At 38.5% G+C, this 24,340-nt stretch carries 29 protein-coding genes and 1 riboswitch; of the genes, 4 read left to right on the plus strand and 25 right to left on the minus strand.

Going from position 1 to position 24,340, the window contains the following annotated elements:
* Nucleotides 1-73: 73 nt before the first annotated feature.
* The 4 genes from AWM68_RS06745 to AWM68_RS06760 form a co-directional block, all read right to left on the minus strand.
* Nucleotides 74-1,066, minus strand: a complete 993-nt coding sequence (locus AWM68_RS06745; protein ID WP_066238968.1) for an LLM class flavin-dependent oxidoreductase — start codon at nucleotides 1,064-1,066, stop codon at nucleotides 74-76.
* A gap of 311 nt (nucleotides 1,067-1,377) precedes the next feature.
* Nucleotides 1,378-2,241: an SDR family oxidoreductase gene (locus AWM68_RS06750; protein WP_066238971.1), complete on the minus strand. Its 864-nt coding sequence runs from the start codon at nucleotides 2,239-2,241 to the stop codon at nucleotides 1,378-1,380.
* Between the two features lie 118 nt (nucleotides 2,242-2,359).
* Nucleotides 2,360-2,800, minus strand: coding sequence for an Rrf2 family transcriptional regulator (locus AWM68_RS06755; protein WP_066238972.1), 441 nt, complete (start codon nucleotides 2,798-2,800; stop codon nucleotides 2,360-2,362).
* Between the two features lie 282 nt (nucleotides 2,801-3,082).
* Nucleotides 3,083-3,448, minus strand: a complete 366-nt coding sequence (locus tag AWM68_RS06760) for a winged helix-turn-helix transcriptional regulator (RefSeq protein ID WP_066238976.1) — start codon at nucleotides 3,446-3,448, stop codon at nucleotides 3,083-3,085.
* Nucleotides 3,449-3,647: 199 nt separating this feature from the next.
* Between AWM68_RS06760 and hxlA the strand changes: the two genes are divergently transcribed.
* The 3 genes from hxlA (at nucleotide 3,648) to AWM68_RS06775 (ending at nucleotide 5,681) form a co-directional block, all read left to right on the plus strand.
* Nucleotides 3,648-4,280, plus strand: coding sequence for a 3-hexulose-6-phosphate synthase (gene hxlA, locus AWM68_RS06765; RefSeq protein WP_066238979.1), 633 nt, complete (start codon nucleotides 3,648-3,650; stop codon nucleotides 4,278-4,280).
* Between the two features lie 8 nt (nucleotides 4,281-4,288).
* Nucleotides 4,289-4,846: a 6-phospho-3-hexuloisomerase gene (gene hxlB, locus AWM68_RS06770; RefSeq protein ID WP_066238984.1), complete on the plus strand. Its 558-nt coding sequence runs from the start codon at nucleotides 4,289-4,291 to the stop codon at nucleotides 4,844-4,846.
* A gap of 115 nt (nucleotides 4,847-4,961) precedes the next feature.
* Complete coding sequence (locus AWM68_RS06775; RefSeq protein WP_066238987.1) at nucleotides 4,962-5,681, plus strand: 3-ketoacyl-ACP reductase; 720 nt, start codon at nucleotides 4,962-4,964, stop codon at nucleotides 5,679-5,681.
* Between the two features lie 59 nt (nucleotides 5,682-5,740).
* Here the strand turns inward: AWM68_RS06775 and AWM68_RS06780 are convergent, their stop codons facing one another.
* The 20 genes from AWM68_RS06780 to AWM68_RS06870 form a co-directional block, all read right to left on the minus strand.
* Nucleotides 5,741-6,004: a hypothetical protein gene (locus tag AWM68_RS06780; protein WP_066238989.1), complete on the minus strand. Its 264-nt coding sequence runs from the start codon at nucleotides 6,002-6,004 to the stop codon at nucleotides 5,741-5,743.
* A gap of 74 nt (nucleotides 6,005-6,078) precedes the next feature.
* Nucleotides 6,079-6,969, minus strand: coding sequence for an aldo/keto reductase (locus AWM68_RS06785; RefSeq protein WP_066238992.1), 891 nt, complete (start codon nucleotides 6,967-6,969; stop codon nucleotides 6,079-6,081).
* A gap of 35 nt (nucleotides 6,970-7,004) precedes the next feature.
* The gene (locus AWM68_RS06790; protein WP_066238995.1) at nucleotides 7,005-7,721 is read right to left on the minus strand and encodes an SDR family oxidoreductase; all 717 of its coding nucleotides are present in this window, start codon (nucleotides 7,719-7,721) and stop codon (nucleotides 7,005-7,007) included.
* Nucleotides 7,722-7,805: 84 nt separating this feature from the next.
* Nucleotides 7,806-8,666, minus strand: coding sequence for a YitT family protein (locus AWM68_RS06795; protein ID WP_066238998.1), 861 nt, complete (start codon nucleotides 8,664-8,666; stop codon nucleotides 7,806-7,808).
* A gap of 475 nt (nucleotides 8,667-9,141) precedes the next feature.
* A complete protein-coding gene (gene sufB, locus AWM68_RS06800; RefSeq protein WP_066239001.1) occupies nucleotides 9,142-10,539 on the minus strand; it encodes a Fe-S cluster assembly protein SufB in 1,398 nt (465 codons plus the stop codon).
* 53 nt (nucleotides 10,540-10,592) lie between these two features.
* Nucleotides 10,593-11,039, minus strand: coding sequence for a Fe-S cluster assembly sulfur transfer protein SufU (gene sufU / locus AWM68_RS06805; RefSeq protein ID WP_066239003.1), 447 nt, complete (start codon nucleotides 11,037-11,039; stop codon nucleotides 10,593-10,595).
* Nucleotides 11,029-12,249, minus strand: coding sequence for a cysteine desulfurase (locus AWM68_RS06810; RefSeq protein ID WP_066239006.1), 1,221 nt, complete (start codon nucleotides 12,247-12,249; stop codon nucleotides 11,029-11,031). The genes sufU and AWM68_RS06810 overlap by 11 nt, the downstream gene beginning before the upstream one ends.
* Nucleotides 12,249-13,550, minus strand: a complete 1,302-nt coding sequence (gene sufD, locus AWM68_RS06815) for a Fe-S cluster assembly protein SufD (protein WP_066239013.1) — start codon at nucleotides 13,548-13,550, stop codon at nucleotides 12,249-12,251. Before sufD ends, AWM68_RS06810 begins: the two co-directional genes overlap by 1 nt.
* A gap of 19 nt (nucleotides 13,551-13,569) precedes the next feature.
* Nucleotides 13,570-14,355: a Fe-S cluster assembly ATPase SufC gene (sufC, locus tag AWM68_RS06820; protein ID WP_066239016.1), complete on the minus strand. Its 786-nt coding sequence runs from the start codon at nucleotides 14,353-14,355 to the stop codon at nucleotides 13,570-13,572.
* A gap of 253 nt (nucleotides 14,356-14,608) precedes the next feature.
* Nucleotides 14,609-14,749, minus strand: a complete 141-nt coding sequence (locus AWM68_RS21695; protein ID WP_197468142.1) for a hypothetical protein — start codon at nucleotides 14,747-14,749, stop codon at nucleotides 14,609-14,611.
* 265 nt (nucleotides 14,750-15,014) lie between these two features.
* Complete coding sequence (locus tag AWM68_RS06825; protein WP_066239019.1) at nucleotides 15,015-15,395, minus strand: carboxymuconolactone decarboxylase family protein; 381 nt, start codon at nucleotides 15,393-15,395, stop codon at nucleotides 15,015-15,017.
* 287 nt (nucleotides 15,396-15,682) lie between these two features.
* On the minus strand, nucleotides 15,683-16,501 hold the full coding sequence (locus AWM68_RS06830) for a MetQ/NlpA family ABC transporter substrate-binding protein (RefSeq protein WP_066239022.1): 819 nt from the start codon (nucleotides 16,499-16,501) through the stop codon (nucleotides 15,683-15,685).
* Nucleotides 16,502-16,528: 27 nt separating this feature from the next.
* Nucleotides 16,529-17,197 carry a methionine ABC transporter permease gene (locus tag AWM68_RS06835; protein WP_066239025.1) on the minus strand — a complete coding sequence of 223 codons (669 nt, stop codon included), beginning with the start codon at nucleotides 17,195-17,197 and terminating at the stop codon, nucleotides 16,529-16,531.
* Nucleotides 17,190-18,215 carry a methionine ABC transporter ATP-binding protein gene (locus AWM68_RS06840; protein ID WP_066239028.1) on the minus strand — a complete coding sequence of 342 codons (1,026 nt, stop codon included), beginning with the start codon at nucleotides 18,213-18,215 and terminating at the stop codon, nucleotides 17,190-17,192. The genes AWM68_RS06835 and AWM68_RS06840 overlap by 8 nt, the downstream gene beginning before the upstream one ends.
* Before the next feature lie 316 nt (nucleotides 18,216-18,531).
* Nucleotides 18,532-18,654: riboswitch (SAM riboswitch) on the minus strand.
* A 79-nt stretch (nucleotides 18,655-18,733) separates the two neighbouring features.
* On the minus strand, nucleotides 18,734-19,078 hold the full coding sequence (locus tag AWM68_RS06845; RefSeq protein ID WP_066239033.1) for a hypothetical protein: 345 nt from the start codon (nucleotides 19,076-19,078) through the stop codon (nucleotides 18,734-18,736).
* Nucleotides 19,079-19,197: 119 nt separating this feature from the next.
* Nucleotides 19,198-20,346: an anti-sigma-I factor RsgI family protein gene (locus tag AWM68_RS06850; protein WP_066239036.1), complete on the minus strand. Its 1,149-nt coding sequence runs from the start codon at nucleotides 20,344-20,346 to the stop codon at nucleotides 19,198-19,200.
* A gap of 89 nt (nucleotides 20,347-20,435) precedes the next feature.
* Nucleotides 20,436-21,191, minus strand: a complete 756-nt coding sequence (sigI, locus tag AWM68_RS06855; protein WP_066239039.1) for an RNA polymerase sigma-I factor — start codon at nucleotides 21,189-21,191, stop codon at nucleotides 20,436-20,438.
* 470 nt (nucleotides 21,192-21,661) lie between these two features.
* The gene (locus tag AWM68_RS06860) at nucleotides 21,662-22,000 is read right to left on the minus strand and encodes a thioredoxin family protein (protein WP_066239042.1); all 339 of its coding nucleotides are present in this window, start codon (nucleotides 21,998-22,000) and stop codon (nucleotides 21,662-21,664) included.
* Nucleotides 22,001-22,012: 12 nt separating this feature from the next.
* Nucleotides 22,013-23,056, minus strand: coding sequence for a PQQ-dependent sugar dehydrogenase (locus tag AWM68_RS06865; protein ID WP_066239045.1), 1,044 nt, complete (start codon nucleotides 23,054-23,056; stop codon nucleotides 22,013-22,015).
* A 2-nt stretch (nucleotides 23,057-23,058) separates the two neighbouring features.
* Nucleotides 23,059-23,406 (minus strand): toprim domain-containing protein, encoded by a 348-nt coding sequence (locus tag AWM68_RS06870; RefSeq protein ID WP_066239047.1) that lies wholly within the window; start codon nucleotides 23,404-23,406, stop codon nucleotides 23,059-23,061.
* A gap of 238 nt (nucleotides 23,407-23,644) precedes the next feature.
* On the opposite strand from AWM68_RS06870, the gene AWM68_RS06875 reads away from it, so the two are divergent.
* Nucleotides 23,645-23,968 carry a general stress protein gene (locus AWM68_RS06875; RefSeq protein WP_066239050.1) on the plus strand — a complete coding sequence of 108 codons (324 nt, stop codon included), beginning with the start codon at nucleotides 23,645-23,647 and terminating at the stop codon, nucleotides 23,966-23,968.
* 77 nt (nucleotides 23,969-24,045) lie between these two features.
* Here the strand turns inward: AWM68_RS06875 and AWM68_RS06880 are convergent, their stop codons facing one another.
* On the minus strand, nucleotides 24,046-24,285 hold the full coding sequence (locus AWM68_RS06880; protein WP_066239053.1) for a YusG family protein: 240 nt from the start codon (nucleotides 24,283-24,285) through the stop codon (nucleotides 24,046-24,048).
* Nucleotides 24,286-24,340: the final 55 nt, after the last annotated feature.

Here is a 24,340-nt window from a genome sequence, read left to right on the forward strand (position 1 = left end):
CTCATATAACATGGCATAAAGTCTTAATATGGATTCAATGTTTTGCAAGGAAAGAAGATAAACTTTTTAAGTCTTAAAGAAATGCTTCCGCCAGTAAGGAGTAAGATTGAATCTTGTCTTGAAAATCATAGACATTCGTCAGGATCATGAATTCGTCTGTTTGATAAAATTCACTTAATTGAAGGAGTTCCTCTCTTACCTTCTCAGGAGTTCCGATTACCATTCGATTCCGATTTTCGATTACTTTTGCCTGGTCTTCTTTTGATAATGATATAATCTTTGACTCACGCTTAGAGGGAATATGGGTATCCCTCCCCTTCTCAACTGCTAACAGCCACAGGTCCTGGCTCAGCGCCATTTCTTCTGCTTGTTCTTGTGTTGGAGCACATACCACAAATATACATACGATAGTTTTAGGTTTAGCTAAAGATCTAGACGGTTGGAAGTTATTCCTATAGGTTTCCATCGTTATTTTTCCATTAATTGGATTGATAAAATGACCATAGGTAAAAGCTGTTCCCTTCTCAGCAGCTAATCTTGCCCCTCGATGTGTGACACCTAAAAGCCATAATTGCGGTTTTGTTTCAACAGAAGGATAAGCAATCACATCATGATAAGGGTGTGAATCGGGTAATTGATCATAAATAAAGCCTTGTAGGTCAGTGAATTGTCTTGGGAATTCATTCATACTTTTTCGCAATCCGTCTGTGAGGGCTAACCGAGTCGATGAAGAACCTCCGGGTGAACGCCCGATTCCCAAGTCAATTCTATTTGGATACAACGCATCTAGAACCTTGAAATTTTCTGCTACTTTAAAAGGACTATATTGTGGAAGCAAAACCCCACCTGAGCCTACACGTATCTTATTTGTATGTGAAGCAATACTTGAGATCAGCACCTCTGGTGATGTACCCGCGATTCCATTTGAATTATGATGCTCAGCCACCCAAAATCGAGTGTATCCCAATTCCTCTGTAATTTTTGCCAAGCGTACTGTATTTTGTAGGGCAATATTTGCATTTTGTGCATTACTTATGACAGATTGATCGAGTACACTCAGTTTCATTAAAATGACCTTCTTTCAAGACGATTCTCTTAAATAAAATTTTGTCGGCTATAGTGACTATTTCCGCATTCTGAATCGAGTGTTCCTTATGTGAAAAGGCTTAACACTCTATAATTATGAGCGGTTTCGCCATAAGAATCAGGGGATTGATCTAAAATCCTTAATATTATATGGGATCTCTCTTTCTATACCAGTCTTTATTAGAATCATCATATCTTATTATACATAACCATATTAAAGCAAAATATAAGTAAAAACAGATCACTTGAATGGACCAGAATCCAACTGTGATCTGTTATTTGTAAAAATCATCAAGCTTGTAGAGCTTGTTTTACCACATCTTCTAGTGAAGTTGGTGTACCGATCAGTTTTTGCAAATCTCCAGAAGTTCTGGAGGTCTCCCCTTCAGAGACTGCTTGATAAATGCCGGCCGACATTTCAACCACTGGTTTTGGCAAACCTACATTGATAAGATAATCTTTCATTTCATCAAAGGAAACAGGGCGGTGAACAACCTTTTTACCAGAGACGTCAGTAAGAACTTGTGCAAGCTCATCGAAGCTCCAAGGCTCTGGATTTACTAGATTATAGGTGTTATTTACATGGCCTCCCTCAGTCAGAGCTGTTGCAGCTGCCAAAGCAAGGTCATTCCGAGTCACAGCATTAAGGACTCCTGTTCCAGCATTTGTTACGAGTTCTCCTCGCTCTACGGCACCACCAAGTCCTGGGTTGACGAATACCTCTGTGTAAAGAGCATTACGCAGGAAAGTAAAGGGTATGCCTGTTGTACGGATGGCATATTCTGTAGCCATATGGACAAGTGCTAGCGGTATCTTTGACTCTTCACCAAAAGCATATCCCGTGTAAGCTATATGTTTGACACCTGCATCTCTTGCGGCTTGGACAACATTGGCATGCTGTCGTACACGAAGAGTATCATCCATGTCTGGGCTAGAGATGAATAATACCTTCGATGCTCCGTCAAAGGATTTTTTCATCGATTCAAAATCCATATAATCTCCTTGACGAACTTCAACTCCAAGCTTTTCTAATTCTGAAGCTTTTTCTACATTTCGAACACTTGCTACTATCTGATTGGCAGGCACTTTTTTTAGTAAGTGTTGAATAACAAGATTTCCTAATAATCCAGTTGCACCAGTTACAACGATTGACATTCGTAAATCCTTCCCTTCTTTTTAAAAAATGGTTTCAAGAGATGGTAGTATAATCAAATGGTTACAACGAACTCAAAAATCCGATATAACCAAACTGGTTACAACACATATGAAAAAATTAGCTCTCTAATGAGCTAGTTTTTTTGCTTATTTCCGTTACCATTTGACCAAGAGTAACGTTAGCTAGTTCCCTTTCTAAGACCATTTGGGCTTGAAGCATTTTGGATCGAAATACAGATTCGATATTAGCACCTACTGGACATTCAGGATTGGGATTCTCATGAAAATGAAAGAGTTCATCCTCCTCGACCACTTCGACTGCCCGATACACATCAAGCAACGTTATTTCATCCTTCTCTTTTGTTAAGTATGCCCCTCCAGCTCCAGGTCGTACATTGACTAATCCAGCTTTTTTCAGCTTCCCGATAATCCTACGAATGATAACTGGATTTGTCTTGACGCTTTCTGCAATAAACTCAGATGTACATGGAGATGGGCTTAATGCGAGAAGTGATAGAATGTGAACAGCGACGGAAAAACGACTGCTAATTTTTTTCATATCTTTCACCCTCTCGATGTAACCATTTTAGTTTCACCAAAAACAGATGTCAAGGTAATGAGCTTCTAGGATGAGCGTAAAAGTGTTGAAAAAACAATGGCATAGTTAATAAGTATACAGATGCCTATTTTGAACTTATAATCGGTTTTTTCTACTATAGTTACTTAGTTTTTCTAAGTAGTCTAGAGGATAATATTTATACCAGCTATGATAGGAAGAACTCCTTGGAGCAGATCGTGCTAGTGTTTACACTTTTTCGAACCCCTAGGAGAAACTCTTTATTTACTGGATAGACGATTTATTTTCTGTTTCTTTTTCCAATACATTCTCAATATAATCTTTTCCCCATTCATACATAGCATCTACGATCGGTAAAAGTCTTTTTCCATGCTCAGTCAATGAATATTCAACTTTCGGTGGAACTACAGGGTAAACTTCACGATGTACTATTAAATGATCTTCAAGTTCGCGTAATTGATTAACTAGCATTCTTTGGGTAATACCCGGCATAAGGGATTTTAATTCACCAAATCGTTTCGTTCCTTCTTTGCCTAGATGCCATAAAATCAACAATTTCCATTTACCACCTATTACTGAAAGGGTTAATTCTTTTTCACAGTTGAAAGTTTTCTCTCCTAAATTTGGCATTAACTTCACCTCCCCCTTATTTTATCCATTAGTATACTTTTTAACACTATATGTGGTGAAAGTGCGTACTTTTAATTAAATAACATACTGAGTATACTAAACAACGTGCTAGTAAGTAAATATATTTTCTAATTGAAACCACCTGTCTCAGCACAGATGTTTAGCACAACAAATTAAAATTCATAAGGAGCGAATATAAATGAAATTACAATTAGCATTAGATCTTGTCGATATTCCGGGAGCAATTGAATTAGTGAAAGAGGTAGAAGAGCATATTGATGTTGTAGAAATTGGTACACCTGTTGTGATCAATGAAGGTCTTAAAGCAGTGAAAGAAGTAAAAGCTGCATTTCCTAGCTTAACCGTATTAGCTGACTTAAAAATTATGGATGCAGCTGGATATGAAGTAAGTCAAGCATCTGCTGCAGGTGCTGACATCATTACGATTCTTGGAACTGCCGAAGACGAGTCAATTAAAGGTGCAGTAGAAGAAGCTAAAAAACAAGGGAAACAAATCCTTGCTGATATGATCGCTGTTAAGGATATTGCAGCCCGTGCAAAAGAACTAGATGAACTTGGCGTTGATTATATTTGTGTTCATACTGGCTATGATCTTCAAGCAGTTGGAAAAAACTCTTTTGAAGATTTACAAACCATCAAAGGTGTTGTAAAAAATGCTAAAACTGCAATCGCAGGTGGTATTAAGTTAGACACACTTCCAGAAGTCATCAAAGTACAACCAGACCTTGTCATTGTAGGTGGCGGGATTACTGGACAAGCTGATAAAAAAAATGTTGCTGCTAAAATGCAACAAATGATTAATCAAGGGTAATTCAGATTATGAATACAACTCAATACCTAGCTGAAATCATAAAAGAGTTAAATCGCTCCGTAGATTTAATTTTGAATGATGAAGCTGAAAAATTAGTAAATGGGATTCTTGAATCAAAAAAAATCTTTGTTGCAGGTGCGGGTAGATCTGGATTTATGGCCAAATCATTCGCCATGCGAATGATGCACATGGGGATAGATGCCTATGTGATTGGCGAAACAGTAACTCCTAACTTTGAAAAAGATGACATCTTAATCATTGGATCAGGTTCAGGAGGAACGAAAGGTTTAGTTTCCATGGCTGAGAAGGCAAAAAGCATCGGTGGGACGATTGCAGCTGTAACCATTTTTCCTGAGTCCACAATTGGACGATTAGCGGATATCACAATTAAGTTGCCTGGCTCACCTAAAGATCAGTCGGAGAGTGATTTTAAGACGATTCAACCAATGGGCTCATTATTTGAGCAAACACTTTTACTCTTTTACGACGCTGTGATTCTTCGGTTCATGGAGAAAAAAGGTTTGGATACCAATAAAATGTACGGTAGACACGCCAACTTAGAATAAATATATTATTCCTCGAGCTCTAAATAGGAAAGACCACAAGCTGTTTCCATGCAAGATTGTGGTCTTTCTGTTAGAATGAACTACTTCAATTTGTAATAATTTTAGGAGTGATAAAATGATTTCTTTAAATGGAAAATCTGCAATAGTTACTGGCGCAGGAAGAGGCATTGGACGTGCTACTGCTATCGCCTTAGCAAAAGAAGGCGTTCATTTAGGCCTAATCGGCTTAAATATGTCCAATCTAGAAAAGGTCACTGCTGAACTAGCACAATTTGATGTAAAGGTTTCTGCAGCAACAGCAGATGTGACCGACCTCGAATCCGTTACCCATGCTGTTGAACATATCAAATCAGACTTAGGCCCAATTGATATTCTAATCAACAATGCTGGTGTTGCTAAATTCGGTGGGTTCCTTGATCTAACACCAGAAGAATGGGAAAAAATCATCCAAGTCAATTTAATGGGTGTGTATAATGTAACAAGAGCAGTATTACCAGGCATGATCGAAAGAAAATCAGGAGATATCATCAATATCTCTTCATCTGCTGGCCAAAAAGGTGCTCCTGTTACAAGTGCTTACAGTGCTTCTAAATTTGCTGTTTTAGGACTAACAGAATCACTTATGCTAGAAGTAAGAAAACATAATGTCCGTGTGACTGCTTTAACACCAAGTACGGTCGTTACAGATTTAGCCATTGATACAAATCTTGTTAAAGGCAATGAAGAAAACGTGATGCACCCAGAAGACCTTGCAGAATTAGTCGTGGCTAGTTTAAAATTTAATCCAAGAGTTTTTGTTAAAACAGCTGGATTATGGTCAACAAATCCATCATAAAACGAAGCAGATCCAGTAGGGTCTGCTTATTTAGTTCGTATAAAATACTCTTATATATATCAGTGATACAAGGACATTACTTTCTCTAAATCAATAATTAACTGGTTAACTTCATTCTGTGCTAATCGTACAAGCATTTGATCGTACAAAGTAATAATTTGCCCATCCTCTTCATGCTGATGTTTTATTAAATAATGATAAATATTATTTAACTGGTTTTCATTAAGGACCGACTCTGTTTCGAAATTCTTAACTTTCTGTATAGAAAATTCATTGATAGTCGAATCAAATTCACCTGCAATAATGTTCCCTTTTACGAACATCCTCTCACTCCTTAAAGTTATAGAATATGAAGGCTTTTCAAATGTTTTATTTACCCCTTAGCATCAAAGATTATTCAAATAATATCCAATGGCATTTTTCTAGTAGGTTTAGGAAATACTTGATCAATTCTACTGAGATCTTCTTCAGTAAACTCAATTGTTGCTGCTTCAGCATTTGCTAAAACATGTTCCTCTTGAACCGCTTTTGGAATAGCGATGACATTATTCGAACGGATGGTCCAAGCAAGAGCGATTTGTAATGGTTGGACATTGTATTTGTCAGCAATATCATGAATAATTGGATTGTCTAAAATCTGTCTTCTTAAAGAGCCTCCTTGAGCAAGTGGACTGTAGGCCATGATTGGCATGTTATGTTCATGCTGCCATGGTAAGAGATCGAAGTCGATTCCTCTTGAACCTAAATGGTATAGCACTTGGTTCGTCACGCAATTTTTTCCATTCTTAGTGTTCCATAGCTCTTCCATATCAACCGTGTCAAAATTAGAGACGCCCCATCTTAAAATTTTCCCTTCTTCACGTAGTTTTTCCATTCCTTCAATTGTTTCCTCTAAAGGAATACGTCCTCTCCAGTGGAGAAGATATAAGTCCAAGTGGTCTGTTCCGAGTCGTTTTAAGCTATTTTCACATGCTTTTGAAATCTTATCTAAACCTGCATGATGGGGATACACTTTTGAGACTAAAAAGACTTCATTTCTGCGTCCTTTTATGGCATCGCCAACTAAGCGTTCAGAGTCGCCATCTCCGTACATTTCAGCAGTGTCAATAAGTTTCATACCCAATTCTAAGCCGAGCTGCAAGGCTTTTATTTCTTTGTCTCTCACTTGGGGATTTTCCCCCATGTACCATGTTCCTTGTCCTAAACTAGGTAAAGAAGTGCCGTCAGGCAGGGTTACCACGTGTTTGGCTGATGCATTTTTAATTTCCGCTCTTTTCTTTTCATCCATTAGGCTCGACCCTTTCTTTTATGTATTCAAATGGATTAGATCAGATGAGCTCCTCCATCGATAAGAATCGATGAGCCAGTTGTAAACCCATTTTTCACTAGGTAAACATAAGTTTCAGCAATATCTCTAGGTTGAGCAACACGTCCGACAGGTAATTGCTTAGCAATGCCATGGTACATATCTTGTCTTTGATCTTCTGGCATTCCGCCGTAAAGAGGAGTGTCAACGATACCAGGTGATACCACGTTTACTCTGATAGGTGCCAGGTCTAATGAAAGTCCTCGAACTAATCCATCGATTGCTGAATTAATGGAAGCTAGAGTCGATGCACCTTGAGGAGGACGCACACCATATACACCAGAAGTTAATGTAATAGAACTTTCATTATTTAAGTATGGCAGAGCAGCACGAACCGAAATATACTGGCCCCAGAACTTACTATTAAAAGCCTCTCTTACAGTTGCAACAGGCAGTTCGCTAAAGTGACCCATAGCGCCTTCACCTGCAGTAACCACCAGGTGATCAAATTTCCCAACCTTCTTGAAAAAATCTGCAACATTTTCCTTGCTGCGAAAGTCGATTTCATAGCCCTCTACGTTACCACCAAGCTTCACTTTTGCGTCAGATAATTTTGAAGCAGAACGGCTAGCAATAATGACTTGAGCGGATTCATCGAGAAACGCCTTAGCAGCCGCTAAACCAATACCAGATGTACCTCCTAAAACAACCACTCTTTTTCCTTTTATTGACAACGTCACAACCTCCTTTATTCATATATAATATAAAATTTTCAATTCTCTAATATCAAACAGGATGCTAACTAATATAAGCACATATTACGATTTATTGTTAGAAGGGTTGGCTTTCGGTAATATAAGCGACCTATCTATACCAGATGTTTCACAAACATAGGATGCCTCCATAATAGCTGATGGATCTGCTGCTAAAACGACACTTTGTAATTTGGAAAAAATAAACCTGTTCGTTATACAATAAATAACCTTCTTTCTTTCCCCTAAAAAACCGCCTTCTCCATATAAAAATGTGATGCTGATATTTAAATGATTGATAATACTATCTCCAACTTCATCCGGTTTTTCTGAAATGATCATGACTGATTTCCCACGATTTAATCCATCTAAAACATAATCAATCATTTTCGTCACTATATAAAAAACCGCCAGAGAAAGCATGGCCTGTTCCAATGAATAGACAAGCGCTGCAATCGTAAATATGAAAGCATTCACGACTAATAAAAATGAGGCAATTGGAAATCGATAGTGTTGGTTAAACCAAATCGCCAGCATTTCAGTCCCATCTATTGCACCTCCAAACTTTACAACGATTCCTATCCCAACTCCTAAGATTACCCCACCGTATAAAACAATTAATACTTCAGATTGTGTAATAGGAGGAATCGATTTAAATAGTACTAAACCAACGGTAGTAATGATATTTGCATATAGAGTTCTAATGACAAAGGTTTTACCCACTTCTTTAGCTGTAAAAATTAAGATAGGAATATTTAAGCCCAAAAATACAACATAAATTGGGATTCCCCATAAAGCATTGGCCATAATTGATAACGCTGTTACACCACCATCTACTAGCCCGTTTGGTGCTAACATCGTTTCTAATCCCATAGCAACGATTAACGCCCCCAAAGTTAAAAAAACATACTCAACAAATTTTTTCATCATCTCACCTTCAAATAGGTATGGTTCTTGATTCCTTACTATAAAACAGTTCAGCAAAAATCCTTTACAACACAGGAATATTATTCACCTTTTTACAGATTGTACTCCTTTATTTCCTTTATGCAGTGGATCAATGGAAAAAAAAACACAACTTGTGGTTTTTAGGCTGCCGGCTAAAACAAAAGAGGAGAAATCGCAATCCAAAACTTAGAGCTTATTACGATAAAAAGCGCGAGGAAGGAAAACCGCATAAAGCGGCTATTTCATGTTTGAAGCTTATTTAGGATGTTCATTTTTATTGAAACATATCGTTTTACCTTTTTTTGGTTATCTATTGACCTTCTTTTAGCTGGCATTGTTGAATAAAAAGATTTTTTTAAACTTAAAAAGAAAAAAGATTTCAAGTTGGCACGACACTAATATTCACAAAAAAAAAGCCTTGGTATAATCCTTATATACCAAGGCTTTTCAGACTTTATCCGATTGAACCTTCCATTTCGAACTTGATCAGACGGTTCATTTCAACTGCATATTCCATCGGAAGTTCTTTCGTAAATGGCTCGATGAAGCCCATTACGATCATTTCCGTTGCTTCTTGTTCAGAAACACCACGGCTCATAAGATAGAACAACTGATCTTCAGAAACCTTTGATACAGTAGCTTCGTGCTCTAGTGTGATGTTGTTGTTCAGTATTTCGTTGTAAGGAATCGTATCTGAAGTGGATTGGTTATCCATAATCAGCGTATCACACTTGATATTAGATTTAGATCCATCAGATTTACGTCCAAAGTGTGCGATACCACGGTATGTTACTTTACCGCCGTGTTTAGAGATCGACTTCGATACGATGGTAGAAGAACAATCTGGTGCAAGGTGCAATACTTTTGCTCCTGCATCCTGATGCTGTCCTTTACCAGCGATTGCGATTGATAGGATCGTACCTTTCGCACCGCGGCCTTTCATGATAACAGCCGGATATTTCATCGTTAGACGAGATCCGATGTTTCCATCTACCCATTCCATCGTTGCGTTCTCTTCAGCTACAGCACGCTTTGTAACAAGGTTGTAGATGTTGTTCGCCCAGTTTTGAATCGTTGTATAACGGCAGTATGCGTTCTTCTTAACGATAATCTCTACAACTGCACTATGAAGTGAGTTTGTAGAATAAACAGGTGCTGTACAACCTTCTACGTAGTGTACAGAGCTATCTTCGTCTGCAATGATCAGCGTACGTTCGAACTGACCCATGTTTTCTGAGTTGATTCGGAAGTATGCTTGAAGCGGAGTATCACATTTAACACCTTTTGGTACGTAAATGAAAGATCCACCTGACCATACTGCAGAGTTTAACGCTGCGAACTTATTGTCTGCAGGAGGAATAATCGTTCCGAAATGCTCACGGAAGATTTCTTCATGCTCTTTTAAAGCTGTATCTGTATCTGTGAAAAGAATTCCTAAGTCAGAAAGGTCTTCTTTCATGTTGTGATAAACAACCTCTGATTCATATTGTGCAGATACACCCGCAAGGTATTTTTGTTCAGCTTCTGGAATTCCAAGCTTGTCGAAAGTAGCCTTAATTTCTGCAGGCACTTCATCCCAAGACTTCTCAGATTTCTCAGATGGCTTAACATAATACGTAATATCATCAAAGTTTAAGTCCTTCATGTCCCCGCCCCATTGCGGCATAGGCATTTTGTAGAACTGCTCTAATGACTTCAAACGGAATTCAAGCATCCACTCAGGCTCGTTCTTCATGCGTGAGATCTCTTCTACGATCTCTTTTGTTAACCCACGCTTCGATCTGAAAATGGAAACGTCTTTATCTCTAAAACCATATTTATATTCGCCGATATCCGGCATTTTCTTAGCCATTACAGAATCCCTCCTTACTGGATTGGCACTCTATTACTCATTTCAAAAGGAACTTATTCTTCCTCTTCTTCCGTTTTCCCTACTCCTTGCTCCATCGCCTTCCACGCAAGTGTAGCACATTTGATGCGAGCAGGAAATTTGGAAACGCCAGAAAGAGCTTCGATGTCACCTAGATCATAGGTTTCATCATCATAATCGTTCCCTAACATCATATCATAAAAAATCTTAGCGAGTTTCACAGCATCTTCAACGGCAAGACCTTTTACAGCCTGTGTCATCATAGATGCTGATGCAAGACTAATCGAACACCCTTCTCCATCAAACTTAGCAGACTCAATCTTTCCATCTTCCACTTTTAACGTGAGCTGGATGCGGTCACCGCATGTAGGGTTGTTCATATTAATCGTTAATGCACCATCTTCAATAACCCCTTTGTTGCGAGGGTTTTTATAATGGTCCATAATGACTTGCCGATAAAGCTGATCTAAATTAGAAGACATGACCGAAATACTCCTTTGCTGTTGTTAAGCCCTTCAGAAAAGCATCGATGTCGTCTTCAGTATTGTACAAATAGAAACTTGCACGAGCTGTAGCTGTTACATCTAGCCATTTCATGAGCGGCTGTGCACAGTGATGGCCTGCACGAACGGCAATACCCTCGGAATCAAGTACGGTTGCCACATCATGTGGATGAACGTCATCTAAGTTGAACGTTACGAGTCCTGCTCGTTTTTTCGGCCCGAAGATTGTAACACCTTCAAGTTCTGAAAGACGTTCCATCGCATATTCCGCAAGATCATGTTCATGTTTCAAAACGTTATCTAAACCAATATCCTCTAGGAAATCAATCGCTGCACCTAAACCGATCGCACCAGCGATGATTGGTGTACCGCCTTCAAACTTCCAAGGCAGCTCTTTCCAAGTTGATTCCTGCAGTCCGACAAAATCGATCATTTCCCCGCCGAATTCAACAGGTTCCATTTTGTTAAGAAGCGCTTTCTTCCCATAAAGGACACCAATGCCTGTTGGACCACACATTTTATGAGCAGAGAAGGCAAAGAAATCACAATCAAGATCTTGAACATCGACTTTCATATGCGGGGCACTTTGAGCACCATCCACTACCATAACCGCTCCATTTTTATGAGCGATTGCGGCAATCTCTTTGATTGGGTTAATGGTTCCTAATACGTTTGATACCTGCATTACTGAGACGATCTTAGTATGCTCTGTTACCGTTTTTTCAACATCCGCTAGATCAATCGTGCCATCAGGCTGTAAAGGAATGTATTTAAGTGTTGCACCTGTCGTTTTCGCTACCTGCTGCCATGGAATGATATTGCTATGATGCTCCATAGGCGTAATCACAATCTCATCGCCTTCTGAAAGGTTAGCCATTCCATAGCTTCTTGCTACCGTATTGATCGCTGTTGTCGTACCACGTGTAAAGATAATCTCCTGAGTGGATTTAGCACCGATAAAACGGCGAACCTTTTCACGCGCTCCTTCATAGCCATCTGTAGCACGAGTTCCAAGTGTATGAACACCACGGTGAACATTGGAATTGTACTCTTTGTAATACTTATCTAGCGCTTCAATAACTTGTATTGGTTTTTGTGAAGTGGCTGCACTATCAAGGTAAACGAGAGGTTTGCCGTTAACTTCCTGATTCAGGATAGGAAACAGCTTTCTCCATTCGTTTGCACTCATTAGCGCACTTTCCTTTCAATAACCTCTACTAAACGGTTTTTAACAGATTCTAAAGGCATCTGGCTAACTACCGGTGCCAAGAAACCGTGAATGATTAAACGCTCAGCTTCAGCTTTAGAAATACCGCGGCTCATTAGATAGAACATTTGAAGCGGATCAATTCTTCCTACTGACGCAGCATGCCCAGCTGTAACATCATCTTCGTCGATCAAAAGGATCGGGTTAGCATCACCGCGTGCCTTTTCGCTTAACATTAGAACGCGTTCTGTTTGCTCACCATGAGATTTTGTAGCACCATGTTCAATTTTTGTAATACCGTTAAAAATTGAGCTAGCACTATCTTTCATTACCCCATGAGTGAGAATATAACCTTCAGAATGTTTTCCATGGTTAAAGATTTGCGCAACAAAGTTTTGCTTTTGATCGCCACGACCAATTGTTACAGTCTTTGTATCTGTAAACGATCCATCACCAATCAGGTGTGTCGTATTATCGGAAACCGTATTTCCGTCATTAAACTGACCGAGTGCCCACTCGATACGAGCATCTTTTTCAGCACGGCCTCTGCGGTTTACGTAAGTCGTCATCCCTTTTGCCAAGTTATCAACAGCACCATATACCACTTTAGAACCGCTGCCTGCAAATACTTCAGAAACGATGTTTGCTACTGAATCTGTAGACTCGTTTGTTGATAAGTAATTCTCTACATACGTTACTGAGCTGTTATCTTCTACAGCAACAATAACATGGTTAAAGATCGCTGCTTCATCATCTTGATAATAAACAGCTTGAATTGGAGCAGAAAGTTCAACATTTTTCGGAACATATAGAAAAGCTCCATTTACGAATAGTGCTGCATGTAACGCCGTTAAACGGTTTTCGTCTACTGCTACTGCGCTCTTCATAAAGAACTTTTTCACTAAGTCCTCGTGCTCTTTTGCAGCTGTTAAAAGGTCTGTGTAAATAACGCCTTGATCTTTCACAGCTTGCTCAAGTGCAGAGTAAACAGGTGTTCCGTTATGGATAACAAGAACATTTTTCGCTTCTGCTTCAGAACCGACTAATGCCTTAACATCTTCAGGAAGTTCGTTAAAGGCAACTGGTGTTCCAGCAGCTTCATGTTTAAAATCTGTAAAGTTCCATTTATCGATCTTAGTTTTATCCGGTTTAGGCATTGGAAGCTCTTGAGCTAGTTCTAATGCTTGCAAACGAAGTTCCTGCAGCCAAGCGGGTTCCTGTCTGCTGTTTGAAAAACCGGTTACGTAGTCCTTATCAAATCTTAGGCTCGTATCAACTGACATGTATAGTCCCCCTTATTGCTTACGCTTCTTGACCAACAGTTTCGTCTTTAATTCCTAGCTCTTCTTTAATCCAGTCATACCCTTCAGCTTCAAGACGTTGAGCTAGCTCAGGTCCACCAGATTTCACGATGCGTCCTTGCATCATCACGTGTACTTTGTCAGGAGTGATGTAGTTCAATAGACGCTGGTAGTGAGTGATGATCAAGCAACCAAAATCAGGGCTGCGCATTTCGTTAACACCTTTTGCTACTACTTTAAGAGCATCAATATCAAGCCCTGAGTCAATTTCATCAAGGATTGCAAGTTTTGGCTCAAGCATCATCATTTGAAGAATTTCGTTGCGCTTCTTTTCTCCACCAGAGAAACCTTCGTTTAAGTAACGGTGAGCGAACGCATTATCCATCTCAAGGTGATCCATCTTCTTATCTAGTTCACGGATAAATTTCATTAGTGAAATTTCGTCGCCTTCTTCACGTTTTGCATTAATTGCAGAACGAAGGAAATCAGCGTTCGTAATACCGCTTACTTCAGAAGGGTATTGCATCGCTAAGAATAGACCAGCTTGCGCACGCTCATCTACTTCCATATCTAAAAGATCTTCTCCGTTGAACGTAACTTTACCAGAAGTTACTTCATATTTTGGGTGTCCCATTAACGCTGCAGAAAGAGTAGACTTTCCTGTTCCGTTAGGTCCCATGATCGCATGGATTTCTCCACCATTTATTTCGAGATCTAACCCTTTAATAATCTCTTTATCTTCAATCGACACACGAAGATCTTCAATCTTTAAATTAGGTGCTGACATAATACAACCTCCATTAAGAAATCATTCTCAAGATTTTTGATAAAAGGCACTAAATAGCCATTCTCAATTTATTCTCATTCTAATCTTATAACAAATGAAATGTATGTTCAAGGGAACGACGCCGAAACCTTATTTATCTATACCATTGTTAACAGATGTGCCGTTATTTATCACGTTATATCGGAAAAAAGGCTGATTCAAAAGGAAGTATAACACCTCTTGAGTCAGCCTTTACAATTTTATCATTCATATGTTACGGCGTATGGTTCTTCGTTGCATCTGCCGCTACTTCTAATCCTTTTTTGTATGCTTTGTCACGATCTTTTTCAACATCTAACCTTTTGTCTAGATCCCTCTCGTACTCTGCAAAGCCGCAGCCATGTGACTGGTGCATTGCTTTTTCCATCTCGGACGTATGTTTTACCTTAATGGGGTGGATAATGAATCAATCCTTTCGAAGTTAGTAATTATAGCGTATCAGCCTTCATCTTTATACTCAACCTGCTCTTGTATGAAGATCACCGTGTTTACATGAGTATATTGTTTTCTTGAAGAGTAATCGAATGTTCACTCAGATATCCTGCTAAAAACGCTATATTACTTCAATAACCTCTTTGGCTGATTCTAAAACATTTGAAAGTGTGTAATTAAAAGTTTCTTTAATGACGCGGCTTGTTTAATTCTTGGATACACTCTTGAACAAGTGTCACACCTTGGCTCATAGCTGCTCCTCCGCCAAATGCAGCTGAAACACCAACGGCTTCAAGGATCTCATTCTCAGAACACCCTTGATCCAAGCAGCCTTTTGTATGGTAGATGATGCAATATTCGTCTTGAGAATAGATACTGATTCCTAAAGCGATCAGCTGCTTATACTTCTCAGAGATCTCACCTTCTTTAAAACAGTGGCGAGTAAATTCGTTAAATGCATGCGTTAATTCAGGCATATTTTCGTTGTACTTCCCTAAACCTTCTTTATAGCGAACCAAATGGTATTGAGTCGAGTTAGCTCCTGGAAGCGGCTGTTCTTCTTGTTTCATCTCATTCACTCCTGTCACAAAATAGTAAACAGGATTAGTATGGGTTATTCGCAATCCGGTTATGTAATAAACATTCGTAAGTTTTGTTGGTTTGTCTTATTGTCGAAAAGCCTATAAATGATTTTGAAGGACTATAAAAATAGTTGAAGGACCATAAAATAATTTTAAGGGCCTATTAAAAAATTTGTAGGCCTATAAAATGAGTTGAAGGGACTATAAAGTGTCGAAAAGCCATTTTCAATCAAAAAAAGAACTGACATTAAGTCAGTTCTCTCTCCATAACACCATTATTTCGTTACTGGTACTACCGCGCCTTCATATTTCTTTTTGATGAAGTCTTGAATTTCTTTTGAACGTAATACTTCTACTAAAGCCTTAACAGACTTTTTATCTTTGTCACCTTCACGCACTGTGATGATGTTTACGAATGGAGAATCTGGGCCTTCAAGTGCAATTGCATCTTTTTGCGGGTTTAACCCGGCGTCGATTGCATAGTTTGTGTTGATTAGTACTGCATCGCCTTCACCGTTTTTATATGCTTTTGGCAGCATTCCAGCGTCAACGTCAGCTTTAAATTTAAGATTCTTTGGATTTTCTACGATATCTTTGATCTGCGCTTCATATCCTGCGCCTTCTTTTACTTTAATAAGACCTTCTTTTTCAAGTAATCCAAGCATACGGCCGTGATCTGCTACAGAGTTTGACATGATGATCGTTGCGCCATTTGGCAGTTCATCTAGCGATTTATATTTCTTTGAATAAACTCCGATCGGTTCGATGTGGATTCCGCCAGCATTTTCAAACTTATAGCCATGATCTTTCATTTGTGATTCTAAATAAGGAACGTGCTGAAAATAGTTTGCACCAATTTCTTTTTCATCTAATGACTTATTTGGCAATACGTAATCTTGGAATGTTTTGATTTCAAGTTCAATGCCTTTTTCTTTTAAAAGAGGTTTTGCTTCTTCTAAAATTTCAGCGTGTGGAACGTTAGATGCACCAACTACGATTTTCTCATCGCTGATTCCGCCTTCTGTTTTATTCCCGCAAGCAGCAAGTGCCGCTACAAGAACAGCTAGTAAAAGAGCTAACAATACTTTTTTCATGTGAAATTCCTCCTTGTTGTCTAAACGCTATCTCTTGTCTAATGCACTTGTAACACGATCTCCAATCCATTGGATGACGAATACAATAACTAAGATGAGTACGGTAGAAATCAATGTTACATCTGCGTTATCTCGTTGATAACCTTCCATATAAGCCAAGTTACCTAAGCCTCCCGCACCAACAACTCCAGCCATCGCCGTGTAACTAACAAGCGCGATTGCTGTAACTGTGATCCCTGATACAAGAGCTGGTGTGCTTTCAGGAATTAGTACCTTAAAAATAATCTGAGTGTTTGTAGCACCCATAGACTTTGCAGCTTCAATGACCCCTTTATTAATTTCTCTCAAAGCGATCTCAACCATACGAGCATAAAATGGCGCCGATCCTACGATCAAAGCAGGAAGTGCTGCTTCTGCGCCGAGCATCGTACCAACAATAAATCGTGTAAATGGTATCAATAAAATGATTAAGATGATGAACGGGATTGAACGAAAGACGTTAACGATGATCGCAATTACACTATTTAAAAATTTATTTCCCCATAAGTTTCCAGGAGAAGTTAAAAATAATGCCAGCCCGAGTCCAAGTCCTAAAATAAATGTAACGACTACTGATATTGCAGACATATATAGCGTTTCTTTTGTTGCTTCTAAAAGAACGTCCCATTGAACGTTAGGGAACCATGTACTAAGCATTATGAATCACCTCTACTTCAACCTGCACACTATTTAAGAACTCCATAGCTCGAGCAAGTGCAGATTCTGAACCTTTAATCTGAATGAATAGTGTTCCATAAGGTCCATTTTGAGTTTGTGTTATTTTACCTTGCAGAATGTTAACATCAACGTCGTAATTTCGAATCAGTTCTGTAATTAAAGGCTGCCCTGCACGTCCGCCAATAAATGTAAGCTGAATGATTCGACCTTCAGGAAACTCCTCAATAAATTGCTTAATAGTATCCACTGTTTCTTCAGGCTCTGTTACTTGTTTCACAAAATCCTTCGTAATCGCTTCTTTCGGATTTTTAAAGACATTCAGAACATCGCCTTCTTCAACGACCTTTCCTTTCTCCATAACAGCTACACGATGACAAATCTTTCTGATTACGTGCATCTCATGTGTGATTAGAACAATCGTTAAACCTAGCTTCTGGTTAATCTCAACAAGAAGGTCCAGAATGCTATCTGTTGTTTTGGGGTCAAGTGCTGAAGTGGCTTCATCACATAAAAGTACTTTTGGTTCATTCGCAAGCGCACGCGCAATCCCTACGCGCTGTTTCTGCCCGCCACTTAATTGTGATGGATAAGACCCGCCGCGTCCTTCTAACCCAACTAAGTCAATCAGTTCATCAACACGCTGTTTGATCTTATCTTTTGGATAGCCTGCAATCTCAAGTGGAAAAGCAATGTTTTCTCTTACCGTTCTAGACCATAGCAAGTTAAAATGCTGAAAGATCATAGAGATCTCTTGTCTTGCTTCTCTTAATTTTTTTGAAGAAAGCTCTGACATGTTTTTACCAGCGATTGTAACAGTACCGCTTGTCGGACGTTCTAACATGTTTAGAATACGAATAAGTGTACTTTTACCTGCACCACTATATCCGATAATGCCGTATATTTCCCCTTGTTTTATTGTTAAATCTACCGTATCAACAGCCTTTACTTCACCATCTTTGGTTTGAAAGACTTTACGGACTGATTGTAGATTAATCAAGATTCTTACCTCATTTCTTATCTATAATAAAGGCTGTTATTGAAGAGAGTGTTTATTTTGTCTTTGTTTATTCATTCTCTTCATTGATAAAGTTGATTGTAGTGCAAGGTGCGAGACTCTGCGGGACAAGCGGTCAGGTGAGACCCTTAATGGCGCAAAGCGGCAAGGGGCTCACCGCCTGCCCCGCGGAAAGCGAAGCACCTGGAACGGAAATCAACTACTTCTATGAACTACAAAGTTTTGCGTGAACAGCCAACAAAAAATGCCCCTCTGCTTCAATATGAGCAGAAGGGCATATAATATTCTATGCACGTTCTCCTCATCTCCCAAAGCATTAGCTTTGCAGGAATTGGCACCTTTCTTAGATCAAATGCAGTGCATAAGTTCTAGCGGTTGCCGGGTTTCATAGGGCCAGTCCCTCCACCTCTCGTGATAAGTATAAAAGTGTTAAATTATTAAGTTCAAGCAATGCATTTTTGAATCACTGTGAAGAATGTTATCACCCTTGTCGATTCGTGTCAAATATTTTTTGCAGTTCTGACTAAAACGCCTGCTGATATTTGTTCCCAGTGCGAACTCAAGTAAAAGATGGCTTCCCATTTTAATCGTTGACGAAGGGTTCCGTGGAATTCAATCATCTCTTGCCTCAGCAGCGTACTCAGCTTCATCTTCCCCTCTAACAATAAAGAAAGATATTTAGGATTCCCTGTAAACGTGACAGTACGGTTCCTTTCTCCTTCTCTGTAATCTATTTTGAGCGTCGTTTCATCATTGAATTTGAATCTAGGTTTTACTGGAATATTATAAAGTGGCAGATATGGGCTTTTGGCAATCTGGTTTTCAAAGTAGTAGATATCCAACATAAAAATCCCCCCGAATTAGTCGTTACTTCACCGATTCGAGAGGAATATTCGTATACCTTTATAAACTCTTCGACAGCAGCGGGAAATCGTAATTGGTATTACGACAGGTTTACTCATAATTAGTGCTTATGCCCATTTTTATGCTGTTTTTGCTGCTGTTTATTATCACCTTTTTGGTTTGGCTTTTGTGGCTTTACAGCTTGTTTGGGTTCGGTGCTGTTTTTAGGTACAGCATTTTGAGTTTCACGTTTTTTTTCATGCTGCTTTTTATTATTACTTGTCTGATTAGGATTTTTCATATTGACAGGATGATTTTTTTTAATTTGCTTTTCATTTGCCTTTATCTTATTTGGCTTTTGAACCTTCATAACAGTCTTTTGTTCTTTCTTGTTATGTTGACTGTTATTAAGCTCCTGTTTTTTTTGATCCAACACAAGTTTATCAGAATTTTGCTTGATCTCATGCTGTGATGACTTAATCTTGCGTGGATGCGGAACTACTTTGATGTCTTTCGAAGCAGCATCATCAGCATTCACCTTAAGTTCTTGAAACTGTACTTCTTTGATCTTTTCTTTTTTAAACGCTTTTCCATTTTCGTTTGCTTTTTGGAAGGTAGTATATTTGCCTGATGATACACCTAGCTGTTTCGCTTTTTCCCGAGTTTCTTCGTTTGATTCTGTTACCGTGATGGCCACAGGATAGTGGACTACGGCTTTTTTGACAATTGAATCCAATGCTTTATCCAGCTCTTTTTTTGTCTCTTTGTCACTTAAGTTGTCTGAGACTGTCGTTATGAGCATAGAATGATTCGCATCCATATACCCTTCAGATTCATAAGCCTTAATCAGTTGATCAGCGAACTCCTCAAGGGTTATAGACTTATCTTTAGAAAATTTATATTTCTTTATTATATGTTCTGCTTCGTTATTAAAAGTATCGATCTCAACGACATGCATTTCTTCATCCACGCCAACTTCCAGGCTTGGGTTAATATCAAAACTCACATATGCTGCAGCTGCTTGCTTACTCGTGTAAGGCATGAAACCTGAGAAAAAAAGAAAAGCAACGAGGGCTGCGATAGATAAAGAAATAGAAGGCAGCACAAAAAGACTCCTTTTTCTTTGCGAAAAATAAGAAGCCTGATACTCTTTGCCTACAGTTGGCCGTTTCCCTGCTGGCACTCTTAATGAAACAAATGTTCCATCCTTCATGAGAAGAGTCGCTTTTTTATTTTGAACTTCAATGACTATGCCGCTGCCGTTTTTCAATGATATCCCTCCCGCATGTAGCAGGATCAGTATAAATTACAGGTAAGAGAAGCTGTAATTCTCTTACCATGTAACATCTTTACCTCACCTTATGGCTGAATGTATGATTTCAGCGCTTGAAAATCGCCTAAATATATAAGTGATACTGCTATTATATACTTTCGATTTCTCTCTATGGTTTTACGACTACAGGATACCATATTTAATAAATCTTTTATTGGTAATTGCTTTTTTTCTTTTAAAAATGCAGCAAGGTCTTCGTTTTCAGCTAATAATCGTGCAATTTCTTTAGCGTTTTCACGTGCATCAACATGCTTTGGACAATGTTTGCTTAATACTTTAAAGTTTAACCCAAATGTTTTTAATAACTTTTGGTATTCTTCAATCTCATACACACGATTTTCGACTTGAATTTGGTCTTCGAAATGATCCATTGCAGCTTTTTGCTCTGCATAACTCTCTTCTAAACGTCCTTCTTCATCTTCTTCATCTGGCTGTAAGAAGATCAATCTGTTCTGACGTACTTCTTTTCGAATATAATCAATCACTCTGCGTCTAATCACCATATCAGCAAATGACAAGAAACGGCTGCCTTGGCCTTCTTGATATTGGTCAATGGCTTCATTGAAGGCAAAAAGACCTACACTAAATTCGTCCATTGTTCGATCTATATATTGAGAACAAACTTTAGAAGTCACTTTTTTTATAAATGGTTGGTAATCACCTATAAGTTCATTTCTAAGTTTCTCATCGTTTCTTTCTTGGATCGTTAGAACCTTATCCTCTATGCTAGTTAGTTTGTTTTTTGCGATAGGAAATACTGCGTTCAAGTTTAAAGATGCCATGATTATCAATCACCTCTGTTAAAAAAATTGCTTTCTGTTTTGTTCGGTTTATTATCGTTCGATTGTTTTTGTTATAAAAATAAAATCATTCTTATTTACCACAATTAAGACGGGAGCAAACATGCTAACAAGCTCTCCTATTCATTTATACCACGACTTTTGACATTTGTAGGATACAGTTCTATAACAATATTACAACGCTCGTAACATTTGTGACGTTATCGTTAAGATACTGAATAAACAAAACAAACTGACAACTTCTCGGAAAATGGATTAATCCTTACTTGCATAGTGTTTATCGTTATTCTTACAAAAGAAAAACACACTCCTATTTGTTACAAAGAAGTGTGATCGCGAAATTAAATTACCATTTTTTTCTTAGGATTAAACCCCCGAAAAAATAATTTTTTTATAGAATAATGACGAAATATAAAAATTGTGGTGTGTTTCACACATTTATTTCAGCCCAATTATCCCTTTTCAACACTTTTCAACATCAATTGATAAATATTTCCTGCTGATTGAAGCGCATAAATACGATTCATGACGATACCCCTCGAAAGAATCAATAAACACGGAACGCTTGTTACACCGTATTTCGAAGCTAGCTCAGGCATCTCATTAATATTGCTTACTCCCACCGCAATGTTTTCGTCTTTTTGAACGCGAATGGTTTCAACCGCAACCTCAAGCATCTTCTTTCCCATTTTGCATGTCCCGCAAAGAGGTGTTTCTAGATATAAAAAGTAAGGCTTGTCCAGCGATTGTTCGATAACGCTATCCCAATTACTTCGTGTAATTTCCTTCATTAAACTTCTCCATTATTTTTCTAATGAAACGTATAGCAGCCGATCGTCATCTTTAGATGGCTGCCCTCTTCCATCTGTATTATTCGTAACAAAATACAATTCATTTTCATCAACTAGGATATCACGAATGCGTCCTTCATTGGTAACAATTAAGGTTCGCTTTTTCGAAGACGTACTTATTTTCATTACACTTTCACCTCGTAATGATGCTATATAAATAAACCCGTCATGATATTGAATTCCTGAAGGTGCCCAAGTCTCACTGCCAGAGTGGATCCAAGGCGATTCCAACCCTTTTTTCCTCTCACTTCCACGTATAACAGGCCATCCATAGTTCTTACCAGGATCAATCTTATTTATTTCATCATAGTTTGATGACCCATGCTCAGCGGCAAACATGTTCCCTTGCTCATCCCAAGTCATCCCTTGAGGATTTCGATGACCATATGTATAAACAGGCGATGGGTAGAAAGGGTTATCCTTTGGAACTGTACCGTCGCTGTTTATTCTTAATATCTTACCTGCAAGACTGTCCAATTGTTGTGAAAGACTCTCATCACCACTATCTCCTGTTGTGATATAAAGCTTTTTATCTGGTCCCCATTCCAACCTACCGCCATTGTGTGTAAAACCACCTGGAATATCATCAAGGAGGATTTGATACTCAATCCATTTTCCTGCATTAAATTTCATTTCAGTAATGCGGTTTAACAATCTTCCTTTTTCCTTATATGTGTAATAAGCATAGGCTTTTTGATTTGTTTTGAATTTCGGATCCAGAACAAAACCAAGAAAACCTCCTTCCCCTTCATCAGATAAAGCTGATGAGAACACAGGGGAATAAGAGGTTTTTTTATGGTTTTGACCTATTGAAACAAGCCCCCCTGATCTTTCACTTATCCACATTTCATTTTGGGTGCTGTTAATCTGCCACGGAATATTTAATTTTTTAGCTATGGTTTCCTGTGAAGTTTGTTCCACTTCATCTTTATTTAAAGGACTGCAGCCACTTATTAATGAGAACGCCGTTAATATGGCAAAAGATATTTTTTTCATGGCTATCCTAAGCAGTTCTTATGAATATTAAAGTGTGCACCTACCAATATCTTCGCAAGATACATCAGCGGTGTTTTTGCAACTTCTCTGTACATTTTATTAATATATAAATGCTCTGCATTCGGCAGTTCACGCTGCAGCTGCTTTCTTAATTTATGGCCAGCATCATCAGCGTCCACCAAGATATAAACATCTCGATCTTCTATTGCTATTGCAAGCTCTTCTAATTTATCCAAACCCAATGTTCCATTTGTACAAATGATTTCAACTGGTTCATCTAGTATGGCCGCTAGTTTATCTTTGTCTGACTTTCCTTCTACAATGATCACTTTGTTTTTGCTTTCATTCATTACTCATCTCTCCTATACATTGAAGAACTCTAAAATGAATGCATCGCTTAGATATATATTTGCTTTATTTTATTAAAATCCTGCAAGAGATGTTCTTTATTACTATACCCCTTTTTCCTAATTTCCTACCATTATGCCAACCATGTATGCTTTTTGCACTATTTCCTCATTAAGGAGTTTGATGTACTTCTATTTAAGGGAAATGGGAGGCATAAAACGAATTATGGAGGGGTGACTAATGGCAAAAATAGAGCAGAAAATGAGCCGCGCAGATGCAGGACGATTAGGTGGAGAAAAAACGTCCAAAACACGCGGAAGGGAATTTTATCAACAAATCGGAAAAAAGGGCGGTACTTCCACTTCCAAAAAACATAGCAATGATTTTTATAAAGAAATTGGAAAAAAAGGCGGCAGTTCCACCTCTAACACACATAGCAAAACATTTTATCAAGAGATCGGAAAAAAAGGTGGAGCCTCCACATCAAAAAATCAAGATACAACTTTTTATCAAAAAATCGGTGCAAAAGGAGGAAGAGCCGAAAGACGAAAGTACAGTTCATGATGGATACAACAAAATATAAAAAGAGGATGAATGCCAAAATGCTCTTTTTGACATCATCCTCTCGTTTCCTGACTAAACTAGCACCAGCCCTTGTCGCACTCATCTACATATTTTGATGGATTAGGAAGTTCTACTGGCTTTTCACGTTTATAGATTTTATCTGCATCAAATTCAAAGCCTTCAGACATCTCATACATGTTTCCCTGATTCGTAAAACGGATCTGACCAATTTCATCTTTATCTAAGTAAAGGGACATTGAGCCGCCTTTCATTTTCCCAAAGACTCTTGATGTTACGTCTCGTCTTTCTTCGTTCATAAAAAAATCCCTCCAAAAAAGAATAGCAATAAGCCTATTCTTTCCTGAAGAGAAT

This window comes from Fictibacillus phosphorivorans, from assembly GCF_001619875.1.
GTDB lineage: Bacteria > Bacillota > Bacilli > Bacillales > Fictibacillaceae > Fictibacillus > Fictibacillus phosphorivorans_B.